Genomic DNA, 19,345 nt, shown 5'->3' with positions numbered 1-19,345 from the left:
TATTTATTCAAGCTGCGGAACAGGCAGCTTGAAAAAGATCACTACTCCCCTTATTCAATCTGCCTTACTCCCAGCTCAATCTATTTTAGGAGTTAGGTTATGCGTCATTCTATTTATATTACGTTAGCAACTTGGTTTATTGGTGCGGATATTCGACATAAAGAGCGAGCTTTTCAGCGAAAATTACGCCGTACAGCGAATGATATCCCATGGCATAGCGAGTATTTATTACGTGATATTGGCATCTTACCGGATGGTCAAGCCATTGGAGATAGACCACTTTCTGCAAATCAAGTTGAACGTCGTCTATATCATCTTCGCCGTTTTTATCGGTTGAGAATACCAACGTAAATAGTAAGGGCGCCTTGCTTAGGCGCCCAACTTAATAAGAAAAATGGAGGCAACTCTACTTAGGCTACGGACAAGGGTTGGAATAGAGTATTGAAAGCTCTTCGATTTTTGCCAGTACCTCATCTGAAAGAGTGAGGTTGATACTATCAATATTACTCGCTAACTGTTCAAGGTTGGTTGCCCCAATGATATTGGAACCGACAAAAGGACGTTGATTGACAAATGCTAGCGCCATTTGAGCTGGATCTAGGTTGTGCTCATTGGCTAACTGGACATATGCCTCGGCAGCTTTAATTCCTTGTGGTGTAAAATAACGTTGAAAGCGTTCATATAACGAGCATCGAGCCCCCGTTGGTCTTGCGCCATTAAGGTATTTTCCCGTTAATGTTCCAAAAGCCAGTGGAGAATAAGCCAACAATTGTACGCCTTCGTAATGACTGATTTCAGATAAACTCACTTCGAACGTTCTATTGAGCAAGTTGTAAGGGTTTTGAATCGTAACAATGCGTGGTAAATCATGTTTTTCTGCCAAACGGAGATAACTCATTACGCCCCAAGGTGTCTCGTTTGATACCCCGATATAGCGAATTTTTCCTGCTTTAACTAAATCGGTCATCACTTCTAAGGTTTCAATCAACGGTATATCATCGCGATCATTTGATTCTTGGTAATTGAGTTGACCAAAACAGTTAGTCTGACGTTGTGGCCAATGAAGCTGATATAAATCGATATAATCTGTTTTAAGTCTCGTGAGGCTATCATTAATCGCTTGATGAATATTTCGATGATCGAGCGCCATGTTATCGCGAATATGGTTAATTCGAGTGGGGCCCGAGACTTTACTTGCAAGAACAATTTTTTCACGCTTTCCTGATTTTTCTAACCATTGGCCAATATAGTCTTCGGTTAACCCTTGTGTTTTTCCGTTTGGTGGCACAGGGTACATTTCAGCGGTATCAATAAAGTTAACCCCACGTTCTAGAGCATAATCAAGTTGAGAACAGGCGTCATCAACCGTATTTTGTTCTCCAAACGTCATTGTACCGAGGCATATTTTGCTGACTTCTAACGTTGAATGAGGGAGTTTCGTATAATGCATAAGGCTTCCTTGTTATCAGCGGCATAAAAGGCAATGATTTTCGTTTATATACCACCAATATAAGCTAAGTGCCTATTGATTGGAAAGTAACGAGCTTAAGTAGAGTAGCTAGATGTGAACAAGGTGCTTAGAAGAAGAGCGGGATTAGCCAATAAAGTGGGTTTTTAGAATAAGATCAGTAAATTGAGTACGTAAATAAAAACCTCTAGGTAAGGTTTTTATCATTTTTCCACTGCTGCCAACGGCTTCAGTTTTAACTTTACCGTTTGCCGCTTTAGGGCGTAATTGTAGAACGTCACCATGACGAGCAGTGATTTGATTAAACTGACCTAATGCTATTAATTCCATTAACTCCTCCCAATCGGCTTTCAGTTTTGCTTCTTCTTCTTGGTTTGGTGACCAGATAAGTGGTGAACCAACGCGTCGATTTCCTAATGGGATTTCTCGTTCGCCTTCGACTGGAATCCAAAGCACACGTGACAGTTTGTTTCTAACGTGACTATTCTCCCAAGTTAGTCCATGTATACCAACTAACGGAGCAACACAGACAAACGTTGTCTCCAGCGGCTTACCTTGATAACTCACTGGAATGCTTTTTAGCTCGATACCCAGTGTTTCAAAGTCTTGTTGAGGACGACTGCCTGCTTGAGCACCCAAATGCCATTCCAGCAATTGCCCAACCCAACCTTTATCTCGAGTCAAATCATTAGGTACGGGAATATTGGCGTGCTCGGCTAACTCAGCGAATGTGAGTCCAGCGATTTCATGAGCTCGTTTTAGTAACTCTTGTTCTGATTTAGGCTCTGGTTTCATATATAAGTGCGGGATCGTTTACGTGATCTGATTTTAGCAAAAGAGGTTCTCGAGATCTTGATAAATTGATCGTTCATCAAGAGTTGTTGGATAAGTAAACGGTTATCCACAGAAATTAATCATATTACAAGGAAAAATAAATCATTTGCACTGTGTATATGAGGATCTTGTCCAATTTAGTGCAGTTTATTATTGATTTAGCCTTAGATTTTAAATTACATGTGGATAATCTTTTTATTGATGGATCTTTGAACACTTACTTTTTTAATCGATCCAAAAAAGATCTTTGGCTGACTATTTAATTGGTTTTATTGGTTAACTTATTGAAATTAAATATTAATTAATTATATTTTTGAGGTTTTTATTTTCTATATTGAAGTGGTTATCTGTTGCTAGCTAGTTTTTCATTGGCTTCTTCACATAGTTATACACAGAAAACGTGAATAAATTGACGTGTTAAGCTGAAATGATGTTGATAACTTATGTTTTTGGTTTTTATTCGTCATTTCACGTTACAGTGCATAAATTTCGTCTTTCCCTGCAAGGTTAATTTGCTCCTACTGGGGATATGTGGAAAAATCAATGTAATTAAAAATTTACTAGAGGTTTTCCAGTGATCGATGGCGATGGTTACCGGCTCAATGTTGGTATAGTTATCTGCAATAGCCATGGTCAGGTATTCTGGGCGAAACGATACGGACAACACTCTTGGCAGTTTCCGCAAGGCGGCATGGATGAAGGTGAGTCACCTGAGCAGGCTATGTTCCGTGAGCTGTATGAAGAAGTTGGACTAACATCTAAGGATGTGAAAATTTTGGCGACGAGTCGCCATTGGTTGAAGTATAAACTTCCCAAGCGCCTTGTTCGTCGGGATTCTCAACCAGTTTGTATCGGACAAAAACAGAAATGGTTTCTCCTGCGTCTAGAATCAAGTGACTCTAGAGTGAATATGCAGCGCGGACAAACCCCTGAATTTGATGGTTGGCGTTGGGTAAGTTATTGGTACCCAGTTAGACAAGTAGTGTCATTTAAGCGAGATGTATATCGCCGAGCGATGAAGGAGTTTGCTTCAACAGCAATGCCATTTAGGGAGCGTAAGACCGCGTCCGCAAAAAATAAACGTAGATATCGAAGAGGATAATCATGCTTTCTCAGCTAAGGGAAATCGTTGAGCAGGTTTCCAAAGTAGAAAACGTTCATCAAGCGTTGGAGGTGCTAGTTAAACAAACATGCCTTGCGATGGAAACTGAATGCTGCACGATATACTTAGCAAATGAGGATAAATCTCGCCTAGAACTTATGGCAACTCAAGGCCTTAAGTTTGAAGGTGATAAGGTTCATATTGGGTTCGAAGAAGGGTTAGTAGGCCTGGTAAAACGTTCGGCTGAACCCATAAATCTTGCTGAAGCGTCTAAACATCCGAGCTTTAAGTATTTTAAAAGTTTAGGGGAAGAGGTCTACCATAGTTTTCTAGGTACACCGATTATTTATCGTAAAAAAGTGCTTGGTGTTTTAGTTGTTCAGCAACGCTCTTCTCGTCAATTTAATGAGGTTGAAGAGTCCTTCCTCGTCACTCTTGCTGCTCAGATAGCGATCTTGATTGCTCATGCTCAAACTCAAGGTTTGTGGTTGTTATCGGAACAGCATCGAGCAATATCCGGTATTGCCGCTTCATCTGGGGTTGTTATTGGTCAGTTTTGGTGTGATAACAGCCAACCTCAATTAGAAGATGTCTCTCCAGCATCGGGTTTAAATCCTGACAAAGAACACGATTGGCTAATGCTCGCAATTGATCGAGCATTAGGTGACTTCCGTCGTATGAGAAATAAGCTCGATGGAGATTTGAATAAAGATGCATTAGCGATATTCGATCTCTTTACCCACTTGCTGAATGATCCTATGTTGAGAAAGGATCTGAAAACTCAAATTAAACTAGGAGATAGGGCTGATTGGGCATTGCGTCAAGTCGTTGAAACGTATGCAGCACGTTTTGCTAGTATGTCTGATTCGTATTTACGTGAACGTGCCCAGGATATTCAAGAGCTGGGTCAACGAGTTCTTTACTTTCTCTACAACAGTGAAAATGAAATGCAATCCATTGAACAGCCTATTATTTTGGTTGTTCAAGAGCTGACCGCTTCAATTCTCGCCAGTATACCTAAAGATAAGTTATTAGGAGTTGTTGCCGTTGATGGTTCAGCGAACTCTCATGCGGCAATATTATCAAGAGCACTCGGCATTCCTGCGGTTATGGGAGCGTCTGTGAACTTAAATACTATTGGTGAGCACCAAGGTGTCGTCGATGGCTATGCAGGTTTAGTTTATATCGATCCCGATCAGCGTCTATTGGAGGAGTATCAATCCTTAGCGACGGAAGAAACTGAGTTGTCGGCGATGGTCAACCTCCATGTTGATCAACCGGCTGTGACTCAAGATGGTCAGGCGATCGAAGTATTGTTAAATGCTGGTTTAAGTATGGATAGCAGTATCGCGATAAATCAAAGTGTTGATGGTGTAGGGCTTTATCGCACTGAAATATCTTTCTTGCTTAGTAATGGTTTCCCTTCAGAAGAAGAACAAACTCAGCTCTATAGTGGCATCTTAAGTACGTACCCTAATAAAAAAGTGGTTATGCGCACGCTTGATATTGGCGGCGATAAACCTTTACCATATTTACCTATTATTGAAGAGAACCCATTTCTTGGTTGGCGTGGGATTCGGTTTACTCTAGGCCATCCTGATATTTTTCTTATTCAACTCAGAGCGATGATCAGAGCAAGTGCAGGTTCGAAAAACCTAAGTATTCTTTTACCAATGGTTTCGAGTATCCAAGAAGTTGATGACGCACTTGAATTGATAGAACAGGCGTATAGTGAAGTTTCCCTAATTGATCCGAGTCTCGTTAAACCTAAAATTGGCATCATGGTTGAAGTACCTTCGATGATCTATCTGCTTCCGCTTATTTGCGATAAAATTGATTTTGTTTCGATTGGTACCAATGACTTAACTCAATATTTACTCGCGGTTGATCGTAATAATGCTAAGGTTGCAGATATTTATGAATCGATGCACCCTGCGGTTTTTCTCGCGCTAAAACACATTTATGACACATGTCAGAATAACAATATTGATGTATGTGTATGTGGAGAGTTAGCCGGTGATCCTCTCGGAGCCATGTTGTTGATTGGGATGGGGTATCGAACGTTGAGTATGAACACCTCTAATGTCGCTAAAGTTAAATATATGATTCGTAATACCGAATTGGCAGAACTAGAGCATCTCGTTAACCAAGCTTTGGTGCAAACCCATGGACATCAAATTTATACTTTGATGAGTGATTATTTAGAGAAAAATGGTTTTGCTGGATTTATTCGTGCGGGTAAAAAATAAGATAATGGCGTAATGATACATCATCATCGAACTTGGTCGTCCCTCATAATGTCCTACCGTGTTGTTGAGAGAATATTTATTAATAAATTTAAGGCATAATGCAATATGCCTTATAGTACTGAACGTGTTGGCGCAATAACTGTCCTAGTTAAATCCCCATAATTATTGAGTAAGTTTGAATTTTATGTCGCAAGAATATTTACCGTTTCCTGAAATTGACCCTGTTGCTATTGCTATTGGCCCAATAGCCATCCATTGGTATGGTTTGATGTATTTGTTAGGTTTCCTTTTTGCAAATTGGCTGGCTAACCGACGAGCATCAAAACCCAATAGTGGCTGGACCAAGGAACAGGTTTCCGATTTACTATTTGCGTGTTTCATCGGTGTGGTTGTTGGTGGACGAGTCGGATATGTCTTGGTGTATAACTTTGATTACTTCATTCAAGATCCACTTTATTTGTTTAAGGTTTGGAGCGGTGGGATGTCATTCCATGGAGGGTTGGTCGGGGTTATAACGGCGATGTTCTGGTATGCGCATCGACAGCAGCGTCGCTTTTTTGCTGTCGCTGACTTTGTTGCTCCACTTGTTCCTTTTGGGTTAGGTCTGGGCCGATTGGGCAATTTTATGAATGGCGAACTTTGGGGCAGAACCACAGATGTTCCGTGGGCTTTCGTATTTCCAAATGCTGGCGAGTTACCTCGTCATCCATCTCAACTGTATGAATTTGCTTTAGAGGGCGTTGTTCTCTTCTTTATCCTTAATTGGTTTATTCGTAAACCAAGGCCTGTAGGCTCAGTATCTGGCTTGTTTTTGTTAGGCTATGGATTTTTCCGTTTTATCATAGAATATTTCCGTGAGCCGGATGCTCAGTTAGGTCTGTATGGCGATATTATTTCAATGGGGCAAATCCTCTCATTGCCTATGATTATCCCTGGTTTGCTTTTGGTGGTTTGGTCTTATAAATACCGCCGTAATATCACTCAATAACGTTATCCTGAGGAACGATTGTGAAACAGTATTTAGAACTTTGTCAGCGTATCGTTGACGATGGCATTTGGATTGAAAATGAGCGAACAGGTAAACGTTGTTTAACCGTTGTTAATGCTGATCTAACTTATGATGTGGAGAATGGGCAATTTCCATTGGTAACGACGAGAAAGAGTTTTTGGAAGTCAGCCGTTGCTGAGCTTTTGGGGTATATTCGTGGCTATGACAGTGCGGCAGATTTTAGAGCCCTAGGCACCCCAACTTGGAATGCTAACGCCAACGATAATCAAGCTTGGTTAGATAATTCTTACCGTAAAGGTGAAGATGATATGGGGCGTGTATATGGCGTTCAAGGGCGATCCTGGGCAAAACCTGATGGCGGGCATATCGATCAACTGCGTAAAATTGTTGATGATTTGAGCCGTGGTGTTGATGACCGTGGAGAAATTCTAAACTTCTACAACCCTGGTGAGTTTCATATGGGGTGTTTACGTCCATGCATGTATAGCCACCACTTTTCATTATTAGGTGATACTCTATATCTAAATAGCACTCAAAGGTCCTGTGATGTGCCTTTAGGGCTAAATTTTAATATGGTTCAGGTTTATGCATTTTTGGCTATTATGGCTCAGATAACGGGTAACAAACCTGGAAAGGCTTATCATAAAATAGTGAATGCACACATATACGAAGATCAGTTAGAACTGATGCGTGATGTTCAGCTCAAGCGTACACCATTAGCTGCGCCTACTTTTAAGATTAACCCTAACGTTAAGACTTTAGAAGACTTGGAAACTTGGGTCACATTGGATGACTTTGAAGTTGAAGGCTACGAATGTCACGATGCTATTCGGTATCCATTTTCAGTTTAATGATTCTTCAGTAACGTAAAAAATAGAAATGCCGAGCATGAAGATGCTCGGCATTTTTGTTTCTTTCTATTATGGCAAGACTTTACACAGATATCGCAAGGATAGCGCCTGGGATAATGAAAAATAGAGACACTAAATATATGGCAACAACTGACTTGTTTTTAATTGCTAACTCAGAGATTTTTTCAGCACCTTGTAACGGTAGGTTACGTAAAAATGGAATACCGTAAATAAACAGTGTCGCTAAAATATTAAACGCAAGGTGGACCAATGCAATCTGGAGTGCAAATACCGCAAATTCGCCTGATACTGCGGTTGCAGCAAGTAGAGCAGTGATACATGTTCCAATATTGGCCCCAAGAGTAAAAGGATAGACTTCTTTTACTTTTAGTACGCCAGACCCTACCAGAGGAACCATAAGACTGGTTGTTGTTGAAGAGGATTGAACCAATACAGTGACAACTGAACCCGATAGAATACCGTGCAGTGGGCCTCGGCCAATTGCACCTTTTAGAATATCCCTTGCGCGGCCTACCATTAACTTCTTCATCAGTTTCCCCATGAATGTAATGGCGATAAAGATGGTTATGATACCGGCAGCAATTAGGAGAATACCTCCCACAGTATCGCCAAAGCTGCTAAGAGGGGTTTTAACCGCGGAAATCACAGGACTGGTTATAGGTTTGATAAAGTTTAAACCTTTCATGCTCATATCGCCGGTGGCAAGTAGCGGGGAAACAAGCCAATGAGAGATTTTTTCTAACAGTCCAAACGCCATTTCCAATGGAAGGAAGATCACTACGGCTAGGACATTGAAAAAATCGTGAATGGTTGCACTGGCAAATGCTCGCTTAAATTCAGTATTACAGCGAACGTGACCAAGGCTAACGAGTGTATTGGTCACCGTCGTGCCGATGTTTGCTCCCATAATCATAGGAATCGCCAATTCAACAGGTAAGCCACCTGCAACAAGTCCTACAATAATCGAGGTAACCGTACTTGATGATTGAATAAGCGCTGTCGCGACTAAACCAATCATAAGACCAGCAATAGGATGCGATGCGAATTCGAACAGTACTTTGGCTTGATCAGCCGTTGCCCATTTAAAGCCACTTCCTATCATACCAACAGCTAAAAGCAGAAGGTAAAGCATGAACGCCAAGTTGATCCAGCGAAACATCAGTTTCCCTGTTGATTCTGACGGTATTGTCGTCGTTGCTTGGTTCATCATCAATTTCTCCGGGGTCGTTTAATCGAGACCTGTTGTTTAATCTTCGCGGATAATAGAAGTTGAATGTTTCAGTAATATTACAGTCGCCTCTCTAATTTTAATATTTATTAAAGTTAACTTGGTTTTAATTTAAGTTTATGATTTTATTGGTTTTTTATTTAATTATTATCACTAGTCTTTTATGGAAAATTGAATGATATTAGAAAGTTAAATGAAATCAATGTAATAATAAACTTCGTAATAACCGTGTTTTTTTGTAGATTAGTACGATATTTTCGAGTTATTTGTTGTCATATATGTCAATGTTGTCATGTTTTTCTTGTTTGTGAGAAAGCATTTATAGTCAGGAGTGTTTTAGATGGCTCATCTTAATTACAACCACCTTTATTATTTTTGGATGGTGTGCAAACAGGGCTCAGTAACCAAAGCAGCGGATGCTTTATTTTTGACACCTCAAACCGTGACTGGGCAGGTTAAAGCCTTTGAAGAGCGAATGGGTGGGAAATTAACTAAACGCAATGGACGAAAGATAGAACCAAGTGAGTTAGGACAACTGGTCTATAAGTATGCAGATCGAATGTTTGGTTTAAGTTATGAGATGCTTGATATTGTTAACTATAGTCAGCGTTCAAATATTCTCTTTGACGTGGGAGTCGCTGATGCACTTTCTAAAAGGTTGGTCAGTAAGATCTTACTTCATGCGATACCCGAAGATGAAAAAATACATTTGCGTTGTTTTGAGTCTACTCATGAACTGCTATTAGAACAGTTATCTCAACATCAACTGGATATTATTATTTCTGATTGCCCTGTTGATTCAGCACAAAGCCCGGGTTTGTATAGTCGTAAGATCGGAGAGTGTCAGATGAGTTTATTCTCTTTTGGAGAGGTCGAGGATTGTGATTTATCCAAGTTGCTTGCTGAGCGCAAGTTATTAGTGCCTGGAAGTAGAACTGCGATGGGGCGTAACGTACAGCAATGGTTTGACCAACAAGGTTATACACCGGATATTTTAGGTGAGTTTGATGATGTCGCTCTACTTCAGGCTTTTGCCAGATATCAGCCAGATGCTCTTTTTCTTGCACCGAATGCATACCGTGTTGAAGTAAAGCAGGATCTGCCGATGACCTTTATTACGACAATAGAAGCCTTGCAAGAAGAATACTATGTGATTTTTGCTGAACGAATGATTCAACACCCTTCGGTGAAGTGTATTTGCCAAGCGGATTATCAAGGGTTATTTGCATAAGCTATAATTGTTAATAAAAATAATGTGTGATGTTAGTGTAACTTTACAACTTCAGCTGTTTATAGCGTTTTCGTTAACTTTATTTTGCTGTGCTAGACTGGAAGTGATAAGCATTATTGATTAAACTATCGAGAATATATTTTGAACGCGATTATTTATCGAGGAATCATTTTATGAATCTTCATGAGATGGAAAAGAATTCAGCTCAAGCTGTAGTGTTACTGAAGGCAATGGCAAATGAACGCCGATTGCAAATTCTCTGTATTCTTCTTGGGCATGAATTGTCTGTAGGAGAACTGTGTTCAAAACTTGAGTTAAGTCAGTCAGCGCTATCACAGCATTTGGCTTGGCTAAGGCGTGATAACCTTGTATCGACTCGTAAAGAGGCACAAACCGTTTTCTATTCATTGAAAAGCGGAGAAGTGAAAGAGATGATAGAGCTATTGCATCGTTTATATTGTCAAACCGAAGAAGATGTTGTCTGACTAAACTGAATGTTTGATTGATTTAAATAAGCTAGAAACAAAAAAACCGGCAAAAGCCGGTTTTTATTTATTTATACTTTATAAGTATAAAACAAAGCTAAATTAAAGCGCTTTGATTGCAGCTACGAAGCGAGCTTTATGACGTGCAGTTTTGTTCTTATGAACAAGACCTTTAGTCGCTAAGCGGTCTAAAATCGGTGTAACAGCAGCCAATGCAGCAGTTGCAGCTTCTTTGTCGCCTGCTTCAATAGCAGCAACAGTTTTTTTCATGTAAGTGCGCATCATTGAACGACGGCTAGCATTGTGCTGGCGACGTTTCTCAGCTTGTATGGCGCGCTTCTTAGCAGATTTACTATTTGCCAAGGGTTTAACTCCCAAAAACTTAGTTCGGTGACATTTTAAGGGCACGAAATATCCCTTATTTGCACTCGAATGTCAAATGATTTGTGCAAAAACCACTCTACCAGAAACAAAATTTTGGTATAGCAGCTCTTCGCGGTTAAGATGGCGGGGATTCTAACAGTATTTTTTTTTTAATGCTAATACTTATCCGCTCCTATCCCTAGATATTTATTATCTTACCTTTTTAGGATGGAGGCGGGTGTGTTTCTCTACTTTTTATATTGAGGTTGCGGTGAGTAAACGACTGCTTAAGTCAGGCATAGTAGTAAGTGCTATGACCTTGGTTTCACGAGTTTTGGGATTGGTGCGTGACATTGTTATCGCGAATTTAATGGGAGCGGGAACAAGTGCAGATGTGTTCTTTTTTGCCAATAAGATTCCAAACTTCTTACGCCGCTTGTTTGCCGAAGGCGCATTTTCTCAAGCATTCGTACCTGTTTTAACTGAATATCATGCTCAAGGTGATAAGGAAAAAACCAATGATTTAATCGCAAAGGTCTCTGGAACCTTGGGCGGAATTGTCACCATAGTGACCTTATTAGGGGTTCTATTTTCTGGTGTTGTTACCGCGTTATTCGGCGCTGGGTGGTTTATTGATTGGCTGAATGGTGGTCCAAGTGCTGAAAAGTTTGAACTTGCGAGTTTGTTATTAAAAATTACCTTCCCTTATTTATGGTTTATTACCTTTGTTGCGTTATCAGGGGCAATTCTTAATACATTGGGTCAGTTTGCAGTGTCATCGTTTACGCCCGTATTTCTGAACGTCATGATCATTGGGTGTGCTTGGTTTATCGCGCCCAACTTAGAGCAACGAGAACTTGGGCTAGCACTTGGCGTATTTTTGGGCGGAATGGTGCAGTTCTTCTTTCAACTGCCTTTTTTGTGGCGTCAAGGAGTGTTGGTTAAACCAAAGTGGGGCTGGCGTGATCCCGGCGTGGTAAAAATACGGACGTTGATGATTCCGGCTTTGTTTGGCGTATCAGTAAGTCAGATAAACTTGCTGCTCGATACCTTTATTGCGAGCTTTCTCGAAACTGGCTCTATTAGCTGGCTTTATTATTCTGATCGGCTACTGGAATTTCCATTGGGTATTTTTGGTATCGCCATCGCAACTGTTATTTTGCCCGCTCTTTCTCGAAAACATGTTGATGCACAGAATGATGGTTTTTCTCACACCATGGATTGGGGCGTTCGAATGGTGTGTGTACTTGGTATTCCTGCCATGTTTGGTTTAATGGTATTAGCGAAGCCAATGATCATGGTGTTGTTTATGCGAGGGGAGTTTGGGGTACATGATGTTAATCAGGCTTCATTGTCATTACTTGCCTATGGTGCAGGTTTAACTAATTTCATGTTAATTAAAGTATTGGCACCGGGGTATTACTCGCGACAAGATACGAAAACGCCTGTTAAATATGGCATAATTGCCATGGTTTCCAATATGGTTTTCAACGCTATTTTTGCTTGGTTCTATGGGTATATTGGTTTAGCCATCGCAACGTCGCTTTCTGCTTTTATTAATATGGCTCTTTTGTATCGAGGATTGCATTTAACCAATGTATATCGTTTATGTCGCTCCTCAGTGTTCTTTATTATAAGAGTGATTTTGGCGGGCATCATCATGAGTAGCATTGTGTGGTATTGTCTAGACGATATATCGGTATGGACTACGTGGGATCAATTAAGTCGCAGTGGACATTTGTTTTTACTGATTGTTATCGGGGCATTTTCATATATTGTTATGCTTCTCTTGCTCGGAATTCGACCAAAGCACTTAAAAGCCGCGACAGATTAAACGGGATTGGTATATAATCCTGCGGTTTTATCGAATGATAGATACGAAGTGACAGGTTATAAGCTAATTTCATGGAACTGATCCGCGGTACTCATAACATTCAAGCACAGCATTATGGCTGTGTTTTGACGATCGGAAATTTCGATGGTGTTCATTTAGGGCATCAGCGAGTATTGGCGCAAGTATCAGAAAAAGCTGAGCAACTTGGGTTGTCGTCTGTTGTAATGACGTTTGAACCACAACCGATGGAGTTTTTTGCAAAAGAAAAATCCCCAGCACGGTTAACTAAGTTACGTGACAAGTTTGTTCAGTTAAGTAAGTTGAATATCGACCGAATGCTGTGTGTTGGTTTTGATTATCAATTTGCAAATGTTGAACCAGAAGCCTTTATTCGTGACTTGTTGGTAAGACAATTGGGTGTTAAGTTTCTTGTTATCGGTGACGACTTCTGTTTTGGTCGAGAGCGGCGTGGTGATTTCGCATTATTACAGCGAATCGGTAAAGAGTTAGGCTTTGATGTGGTAAGTACGCAAAGTTTTTGTGTAGAGTCCAAGCGAGTCAGTAGTACTTTGATTCGAGAAGCATTAGCAAATGACCAATTACAACGAGCTGCTGAGATGCTGGGACGAGACTATAGTATCTCTGGTCGCGTTTCACATGGGCGAAAGTTAGGACGAACCATTGGTTTTCCAACCGCAAATATTCCAATGAAGCGATGCGTGTCTCCCGTTTCTGGTGTTTACGTTGTGCAAGTTAAGGGATTAGGACAGTCCGTTGTTGATGGTGTAGCGAATATTGGTCAACGCCCAACAGTGAATGGCATGCGACGGCAGCTTGAAGTACATTTGTTCGACGTTTCAGAAAATTTGTACGGAAAACAGCTCGAAGTCATATTGCTGCATAAGCTGCGTGATGAACGAAAGTTTGAATCATTTGACGCTTTAAAACAACAAATCGAATTTGATGCACAAGCAGCAAGGGTGTGGCTGCTCGAGCATAACGGTTAAGTGCATTACTGCTACTTAGCATCATGTTTAACTCCGCCCACATTTACGGAATTAAGAATCAATGAGTGAGTATAAAGATACCCTGAACCTACCTGAAACAGGGTTTCCAATGCGTGGCAATCTGGCGAACCGCGAACCAGAAATGCTTAAACGTTGGTACGAGCAAGATTTATACGGTGCAATTCGTGCAGCTAAAAAAGGCAAAAAATCTTTTATTTTGCATGATGGTCCTCCTTATGCAAATGGCGATATTCATATTGGCCATGCGCTAAATAAGATTCTTAAAGACATTATTATTAAATCAAAAACCCTAGCTGGCTACGATGCACCTTATGTACCAGGTTGGGATTGTCATGGTTTACCTATTGAGTTGATGGTAGAAAAGAAAGTAGGGAAACCTGGAAAGAAAGTAACTGCTGCGGAATTTCGCGAGAAATGTCGTACTTACGCTCAAACTCAAGTTGATGGTCAGCGCGAAAGCTTTAAGCGCCTTGGTATTCTTGGTGAGTGGGATAAGCCATACCGCACGATGGATTTTGGTACCGAGGCAAACATTATTCGTGCCTTAGGTAAGATTGCCGATAACGGTCATTTACTTAAAGGGTTTAAACCTGTTCATTGGTGTACCGATTGTGGTTCGGCACTAGCGGAAGCTGAAGTTGAATATCAAGACAAAGTATCTCCTTCGATTGATGTACGTTTTAAGGCCGCTGATGAAGCTGCATTGCTAGCCAAATTTGAATGTGGCTCTGAGCAAGGTCAAGGCGATATCTCTATTATTATCTGGACCACAACGCCTTGGACTCTTCCTGCAAACCGCGCTGTTTGTTTACGTGAAGACTTAGAGTATGTTCTTTTGCAAGTGAAAGGAGACAACCCAGAGCGAATTATTGTTGCTAGTGAATTAGTTGATGATGTTGTATCGCGTGCTGGAATTGAAGAGTTTGAGAAGCTTGGTTTTGCAACTGGTGTTGATTTAGAGCTTAGTCAGTTCCAACATCCATTTTATGATTTCTCAGTTCCTGCTGTATTAGGCGATCACGTAACGACTGACTCGGGTACTGGTGTGGTTCACACTGCTCCTGGACATGGTCAAGAAGACTTTATTGTAGGCCAAAAATACGGTTTAGAAGTTGCGAACCCAGTGGGCTCTAATGGTGTTTATCTTTCAGATACAGAGATTTTTGCTGGGCAACATGTCTTTAAAGCGAATGCCAATGTAGTCGATTTACTGAAAGAGAAAGGCGCATTATTGCATCATGTTGATTACACCCACAGCTACCCACATTGCTGGCGTCATAAAAGCCCAATTATCTTCCGAGCAACACCTCAATGGTTTGTTTCTATGGAACAAGCGGGCCTTCGTGCAAAGGCTCTTGAATCGATTAAAAGTGTTCAATGGATCCCTGAGTGGGGTCAAAGCCGCATCGAGGGTATGATTGAAGGGCGCCCAGAGTGGTGTATTTCACGCCAACGTACTTGGGGTGTTCCAATTGCATTATTTGTTCATAAAGAAACTTCTGACCTTCACCCTAAGTCACTCGAGCTTATCGAGAAAGTTGCACTATTGGTTGAAGAAAAAGGCATTCAAGCGTGGTGGGATGTTGAGCCTGCTGAGCTATTAGGTGCTGAAGATGCCGAGCAGTATGAAAAAGTACTCGATACTTTAGATGTATGGTTTGATTCGGGTGTGACTCATTACTCAGTTGTTGATAGTCGTCCAGAATTTAACGGCAATGCCGCAGATATGTATTTAGAAGGATCGGATCAACACCGTGGTTGGTTCCAATCGTCATTGATTTCTTCGATTGCGATGAAAGGTAAAGCCCCTTACAACCAAGTATTGACTCATGGTTTCGTGGTTGACGGCCAAGGTCGTAAGATGTCTAAGTCTGTGGGTAACGTGGTTTCACCGAAAGATGTCACTAACAAACTGGGTGCAGATATTCTTCGTTTGTGGGTTGCATCAACTGACTATACCGGTGAAGTTGCTGTATCTGATGAGATCTTAAAACGCAGTGCAGATGCTTATCGTCGTATCCGTAATACTGCTCGCTTTTTCTTAGCGAACCTTAATGGGTTTAATCCACAAACAGACATGGTTGCCCCAGAAGATATGGTGGCTCTAGACCGTTGGGCTGTAGGTCAAGCGTTCTCAGCGCAACAAGATATTGTTAAGTCATTCGATGAATACAACACGCATGCTGTTGTTCAGCGCTTAATGCAGTTCTGTTCAGTAGAAATGGGCTCTTTCTATCTTGACGTGATTAAAGACCGTCAATACACCGCGAAGCAAGGTAGCCACGCGCAACGTAGTTGTCAGACAGCGCTCTATTATATCGTCGAAGCGTTGGTTCGTTGGATGGCTCCGATTATGTCGTTTACTTCCGATGAAATTTGGAATGAAATGCCGCAAACACTGCCTTCAGGTGAGAGCCGTGGTCAATTTGTATTTGCGTCAGAATGGTATGAAGAGCTGTTTGCTTTGTCCGCAGAAGAAGCATTAAACAATGACTTTTGGGCACAAACTCAGCAAGTCCGTAATGCGGTGAATAAGTTACTTGAAGTCGCTCGAAGCGAGAAAGTCATTGGTGGCTCTTTACAGGCAGAAGTAACGCTTTATGTAAATGATGCTTTAGCGACTCAACTGAACCAACTTCAAGATGAGCTACGCTTTGTATTATTAACCTCAAAAGCGCTTGTGAAACCTCTGAGTGAGAAAAGTGACTCTGCAAATGAAACTGAAGTTGAAGGTTTATTTGTTGAAGTGACGCCTACGTCTGCTGCGAAGTGTGAGCGTTGTTGGCACCATACCGATGATGTTGGCACCATTGCAGGACACGAGCAAATCTGTGGCCGCTGTGTAACTAATGTTACTGGTGAAGGCGAAACTCGTCAGTTTGCGTAACTAGCATGAGTATGAACGACATTAAACAATCTGGATTGCGTTGGCTTTGGTTAGCGCTCCTTATTTTTATTGCTGATATTGGTATTAAATTACTGGTGATGGATAAGATGGGGTATGGCTGGGCAAATCGAATTGAAGTGACCTCATTTTTCAATTTGTTGTATGTTCATAATCACGGAGCAGCCTTTAGCTTTCTCAGTGATCAAGGCGGATGGCAACGTTGGTTGTTTAGTTCGATTGCGTTTTTTGTCGTTGCTATGCTGATGTTTTGGATGGGCAAACAATCGGCTGCTGAAAAGTGGAGTAATTGTGCTTACGCCTTAGTGATTGGTGGTGCTGTCGGCAATGTATTTGACCGAATCGTTCATGGTTTTGTCGTCGACTACCTCGATTTTTATTGGGGAAGCTACCACTTTGCTGCATTCAATTTGGCAGATAGTGCGATTTGTATTGGCGCTGGAATGTTGATTTTGGACGGTTTTCGCACCAAGAGCACTGACGATAAAAGAGTGAGTTAAGTTCACTAATATGAATAACCACAAGCGCTGTCTGTTGATTCAGGTGGCGCTTTTTGTCATAAAGGGATATATCTATATCGCTTTTACTTTTTATGACTATTTTGGAGCACTTCTGTGACCAGTATTACTCAAAATTCGACTGTAACACTTCATTTCTCCATCAAACTTAAAGATGGTTCGGTGGCGGATTCAACCCGCAATATGGACAAGCCTGCGGTGTTTGTTATGGGTGACGGAAGCCTTAGTCCCAACTTTGAGCAGAGCTTGCTTGGACTAAAAGAAGGTGATGCTCAAGCTATTGAGCTAAAAGCGGATGATGCGTTTGGCCAGCCTAACCCTGATGCGATTCACTATATGGATAAATCAAAATTTGTCGGTGATGCTGCTGTTGAAGTCGGAACCATCATGGCTTTTACGGGAGCTGACGGGGTTGAAATTCCTGGAATTATTACGTCGATTGAAGGTGAGTCAGTTAAGGTGGACTTCAATCATCCTTTGGCGGGGCAAGATGTAATCTTTGATGTAGAGATTTTATCTGTACAATAAACAACACTTTTAACAAACTGAAATATCGGCAGATTAATTAGTATGAGCAATAATATGAAAATTTTACTCGCTAACCCGCGTGGCTTTTGTGCCGGTGTTGACCGTGCTATTAGCATCGTCGAGCGAGCGTTAGAAATGTATCAACCGCCGATTTATGTTCGCCACGAAGTGGTTCACAACCGATTTGTTGTTGAAGGCCTAAAACAGCGTGGTGCCGTTTTTGTCGAAAATATTAGTGATGTACCCGACGATAATATTGTGATCTTCTCGGCACACGGGGTATCACAAAAAGTACGTAATGAGGCGAAAGATCGTGACTTAACGGTTTTTGATGCAACGTGTCCTTTGGTAACAAAAGTGCATATGGAAGTCGCTCGAGCAAGTCGTCGCCATATGGAAGTTGTATTGATCGGGCATGCAGGACACCCTGAGGTTGAAGGCACGATGGGGCAGTACTCAAGTGACCAAGGCGGAATGTATTTGGTGGAATACCCTAGTGATGTTGTGAATCTATTGGATAAAGTGAAAGATCCTAATAATTTACATTACGTCAGCCAGACAACGCTCTCTGTCGATGAAACTTCTGATGTTATTAATGAGCTACGTAAGGTCTTTCCTAATATCCAAGGTCCCCGGAAAGATGATATTTGTTATGCGACGCAAAACCGTCAAGATGCGGTACGTATTTTAGCGAATCAAGTTGATGTGATGATTGTCGTTGGATCTAAAAACTCATCCAACTCAACACGGCTAAAAGAGTTATCGGAAAAGCTGGGTACATCGAGCTACCTTATTGATTGTCCAGAAGACATTGAAGCAAATTGGTTTGATAATAAAACCTTGGTCGGTGTCACTGCTGGAGCCTCTGCACCAGAGGAACTTGTGAATCAAATATTGGCTAGAATTCAAGATCTTGGAGCTACTGATATTGAAGAAGTGCTTGGTCGAGAAGAAAATATGTTCTTTGAAGTGCCTAAAGAGCTTCAGATTAAACAGGTTGAATAGAACTTCATCGCCGCTAATTATGCGGCTATAAAGTTGTGAATTCTAACGTTTAAATGTTAAGTCCGATTAGTCAGTGTTCTAATTGGACTTTTTATTTTTTAAACGGTGAAATCGTTTGGATATACCGATTGCCGGTCAAAAAGCTCATTAATATGACAGCTGATACATGAATGCAGACACAAGTAAACGTTACGTTTGCCGCCGTTTCGTGTAATTCCTCGACCCAAATCTCGGCCCAGAACATATCCGTTTCCATCATCCACCCAGATGTTCCCGTGGTAAGTAGACCTAACCACATAGCCCAAATCATTATGGCTCCAGCGGGATTGTGTCCTTCATGATCGTCTTTTCGAGTTTTTAGGACTTCTTTTAAGTGTTTTAATGCTGAAAAAGGAGAAGGAAAAAAGGACGATAGGCGTGCAGGGGAATGGGTTACTAATCCCCAAAGTAAACGAAGTCCCACCAAACCGAGAATGCCATAGCCACACCAGATATGAATATCACCACCTTCGTCTGTGAAGTAAAAGTTAGCAATAAATAGTATTGCCACTGACCAGTGTGTGATTTTGACTACCCAATCCCATTGAAAGCCTTTCGTCATTGTCTACTCCATATTCGATTCAGTAATGGAGATAACTTGCGTTTTTGTGAGGCTAAAGTCAAGTTGAGTTGTAGACAATAAAAAA

The 19,345-nt window shown here is 41.2% G+C and carries 18 protein-coding genes; 13 read left to right on the top strand and 5 right to left on the bottom strand.

Annotated features, from left to right (window positions below):
* Positions 1-99: 99 nt before the first annotated feature.
* Positions 100-351: a DUF1127 domain-containing protein gene (locus tag ACWU4D_RS13780; RefSeq protein WP_456052019.1), complete on the top strand. Its 252-nt coding sequence runs from the start codon at positions 100-102 to the stop codon at positions 349-351.
* 64 nt (positions 352-415) lie between these two features.
* Here the strand turns inward: ACWU4D_RS13780 and ACWU4D_RS13775 are convergent, their stop codons facing one another.
* Both ACWU4D_RS13775 and mutH read right to left on the bottom strand, forming a co-directional pair.
* Positions 416-1,450 carry an NADP(H)-dependent aldo-keto reductase gene (locus tag ACWU4D_RS13775; RefSeq protein ID WP_456052018.1) on the bottom strand — a complete coding sequence of 345 codons (1,035 nt, stop codon included), beginning with the start codon at positions 1,448-1,450 and terminating at the stop codon, positions 416-418.
* Positions 1,451-1,594: 144 nt separating this feature from the next.
* Positions 1,595-2,263 (bottom strand): DNA mismatch repair endonuclease MutH, encoded by a 669-nt coding sequence (mutH, locus tag ACWU4D_RS13770; protein ID WP_456052017.1) that lies wholly within the window; start codon positions 2,261-2,263, stop codon positions 1,595-1,597.
* Between the two features lie 613 nt (positions 2,264-2,876).
* Between mutH and rppH the strand changes: the two genes are divergently transcribed.
* The 4 genes from rppH to ACWU4D_RS13750 all read left to right on the top strand — a co-directional run bounded on the left by rppH (position 2,877) and on the right by ACWU4D_RS13750 (position 7,513).
* Positions 2,877-3,404, top strand: a complete 528-nt coding sequence (rppH, locus tag ACWU4D_RS13765) for an RNA pyrophosphohydrolase (RefSeq protein ID WP_456052016.1) — start codon at positions 2,877-2,879, stop codon at positions 3,402-3,404.
* Between the two features lie 2 nt (positions 3,405-3,406).
* Positions 3,407-5,653, top strand: coding sequence for a phosphoenolpyruvate--protein phosphotransferase (gene ptsP, locus ACWU4D_RS13760; RefSeq protein ID WP_456052015.1), 2,247 nt, complete (start codon positions 3,407-3,409; stop codon positions 5,651-5,653).
* A gap of 184 nt (positions 5,654-5,837) precedes the next feature.
* On the top strand, positions 5,838-6,641 hold the full coding sequence (gene lgt / locus ACWU4D_RS13755; protein WP_456052014.1) for a prolipoprotein diacylglyceryl transferase: 804 nt from the start codon (positions 5,838-5,840) through the stop codon (positions 6,639-6,641).
* Between the two features lie 20 nt (positions 6,642-6,661).
* Entirely contained in the window at positions 6,662-7,513 is an 852-nt protein-coding gene (locus tag ACWU4D_RS13750) for a thymidylate synthase (RefSeq protein WP_456052013.1), read from the top strand.
* A gap of 82 nt (positions 7,514-7,595) precedes the next feature.
* Here the strand turns inward: ACWU4D_RS13750 and ACWU4D_RS13745 are convergent, their stop codons facing one another.
* Entirely contained in the window at positions 7,596-8,741 is a 1,146-nt protein-coding gene (locus ACWU4D_RS13745; RefSeq protein ID WP_456052087.1) for a Na/Pi symporter, read from the bottom strand.
* 361 nt (positions 8,742-9,102) lie between these two features.
* Between ACWU4D_RS13745 and nhaR the strand changes: the two genes are divergently transcribed.
* The gene (gene nhaR, locus ACWU4D_RS13740; RefSeq protein ID WP_456052012.1) at positions 9,103-9,993 is read left to right on the top strand and encodes a transcriptional activator NhaR; all 891 of its coding nucleotides are present in this window, start codon (positions 9,103-9,105) and stop codon (positions 9,991-9,993) included.
* 173 nt (positions 9,994-10,166) lie between these two features.
* Positions 10,167-10,478, top strand: a complete 312-nt coding sequence (locus tag ACWU4D_RS13735) for an ArsR/SmtB family transcription factor (RefSeq protein ID WP_456052011.1) — start codon at positions 10,167-10,169, stop codon at positions 10,476-10,478.
* A 102-nt stretch (positions 10,479-10,580) separates the two neighbouring features.
* On the opposite strand, the gene rpsT is transcribed toward ACWU4D_RS13735, so the two are convergent.
* On the bottom strand, positions 10,581-10,841 hold the full coding sequence (rpsT, locus tag ACWU4D_RS13730) for a 30S ribosomal protein S20 (protein WP_456052010.1): 261 nt from the start codon (positions 10,839-10,841) through the stop codon (positions 10,581-10,583).
* A gap of 271 nt (positions 10,842-11,112) precedes the next feature.
* On the opposite strand from rpsT, the gene murJ reads away from it, so the two are divergent.
* From murJ to ispH, 6 genes are all read left to right on the top strand, one after another.
* Positions 11,113-12,675: a murein biosynthesis integral membrane protein MurJ gene (gene murJ / locus ACWU4D_RS13725; protein ID WP_456052009.1), complete on the top strand. Its 1,563-nt coding sequence runs from the start codon at positions 11,113-11,115 to the stop codon at positions 12,673-12,675.
* 71 nt (positions 12,676-12,746) lie between these two features.
* Positions 12,747-13,682, top strand: coding sequence for a bifunctional riboflavin kinase/FAD synthetase (ribF, locus tag ACWU4D_RS13720; RefSeq protein ID WP_456052008.1), 936 nt, complete (start codon positions 12,747-12,749; stop codon positions 13,680-13,682).
* Between the two features lie 61 nt (positions 13,683-13,743).
* On the top strand, positions 13,744-16,590 hold the full coding sequence (gene ileS / locus ACWU4D_RS13715; RefSeq protein ID WP_456052007.1) for an isoleucine--tRNA ligase: 2,847 nt from the start codon (positions 13,744-13,746) through the stop codon (positions 16,588-16,590).
* Positions 16,591-16,595: 5 nt separating this feature from the next.
* Positions 16,596-17,108: a signal peptidase II gene (gene lspA, locus ACWU4D_RS13710; protein ID WP_456052006.1), complete on the top strand. Its 513-nt coding sequence runs from the start codon at positions 16,596-16,598 to the stop codon at positions 17,106-17,108.
* Between the two features lie 114 nt (positions 17,109-17,222).
* Complete coding sequence (fkpB, locus tag ACWU4D_RS13705; RefSeq protein WP_456052005.1) at positions 17,223-17,654, top strand: FKBP-type peptidyl-prolyl cis-trans isomerase; 432 nt, start codon at positions 17,223-17,225, stop codon at positions 17,652-17,654.
* Positions 17,655-17,696: 42 nt separating this feature from the next.
* Positions 17,697-18,659, top strand: coding sequence for a 4-hydroxy-3-methylbut-2-enyl diphosphate reductase (gene ispH, locus ACWU4D_RS13700; protein ID WP_456052004.1), 963 nt, complete (start codon positions 17,697-17,699; stop codon positions 18,657-18,659).
* Between the two features lie 91 nt (positions 18,660-18,750).
* Here the strand turns inward: ispH and ACWU4D_RS13695 are convergent, their stop codons facing one another.
* Complete coding sequence (locus tag ACWU4D_RS13695) at positions 18,751-19,260, bottom strand: cytochrome b/b6 domain-containing protein (RefSeq protein ID WP_456052003.1); 510 nt, start codon at positions 19,258-19,260, stop codon at positions 18,751-18,753.
* Positions 19,261-19,345: the final 85 nt, after the last annotated feature.

Source organism: Vibrio phycocola (genome assembly GCF_053850235.1).
This window is presented reverse-complemented; position numbering and strand designations above follow the sequence as displayed.

Coding starts and splice junctions, on each gene's coding strand:
- mutH (WP_456052017.1), bottom strand. CDS start 2,263: ATGAAACCAGAGCCTAAATCAGAACAAGAGTTACTAAAACGAGCTCAT.
- ribF (WP_456052008.1), top strand. CDS start 12,747: ATGGAACTGATCCGCGGTACTCATAACATTCAAGCACAGCATTATGGC.
- ACWU4D_RS13780 (WP_456052019.1), top strand. CDS start 100: ATGCGTCATTCTATTTATATTACGTTAGCAACTTGGTTTATTGGTGCG.
- ptsP (WP_456052015.1), top strand. CDS start 3,407: ATGCTTTCTCAGCTAAGGGAAATCGTTGAGCAGGTTTCCAAAGTAGAA.
- nhaR (WP_456052012.1), top strand. CDS start 9,103: ATGGCTCATCTTAATTACAACCACCTTTATTATTTTTGGATGGTGTGC.
- lspA (WP_456052006.1), top strand. CDS start 16,596: ATGAGTATGAACGACATTAAACAATCTGGATTGCGTTGGCTTTGGTTA.
- lgt (WP_456052014.1), top strand. CDS start 5,838: ATGTCGCAAGAATATTTACCGTTTCCTGAAATTGACCCTGTTGCTATT.
- ACWU4D_RS13745 (WP_456052087.1), bottom strand. CDS start 8,741: ATGAACCAAGCAACGACGACAATACCGTCAGAATCAACAGGGAAACTG.
- ACWU4D_RS13735 (WP_456052011.1), top strand. CDS start 10,167: ATGAATCTTCATGAGATGGAAAAGAATTCAGCTCAAGCTGTAGTGTTA.
- ACWU4D_RS13695 (WP_456052003.1), bottom strand. CDS start 19,260: ATGACGAAAGGCTTTCAATGGGATTGGGTAGTCAAAATCACACACTGG.
- ispH (WP_456052004.1), top strand. CDS start 17,697: ATGAGCAATAATATGAAAATTTTACTCGCTAACCCGCGTGGCTTTTGT.
- ileS (WP_456052007.1), top strand. CDS start 13,744: ATGAGTGAGTATAAAGATACCCTGAACCTACCTGAAACAGGGTTTCCA.
- ACWU4D_RS13775 (WP_456052018.1), bottom strand. CDS start 1,450: ATGCATTATACGAAACTCCCTCATTCAACGTTAGAAGTCAGCAAAATA.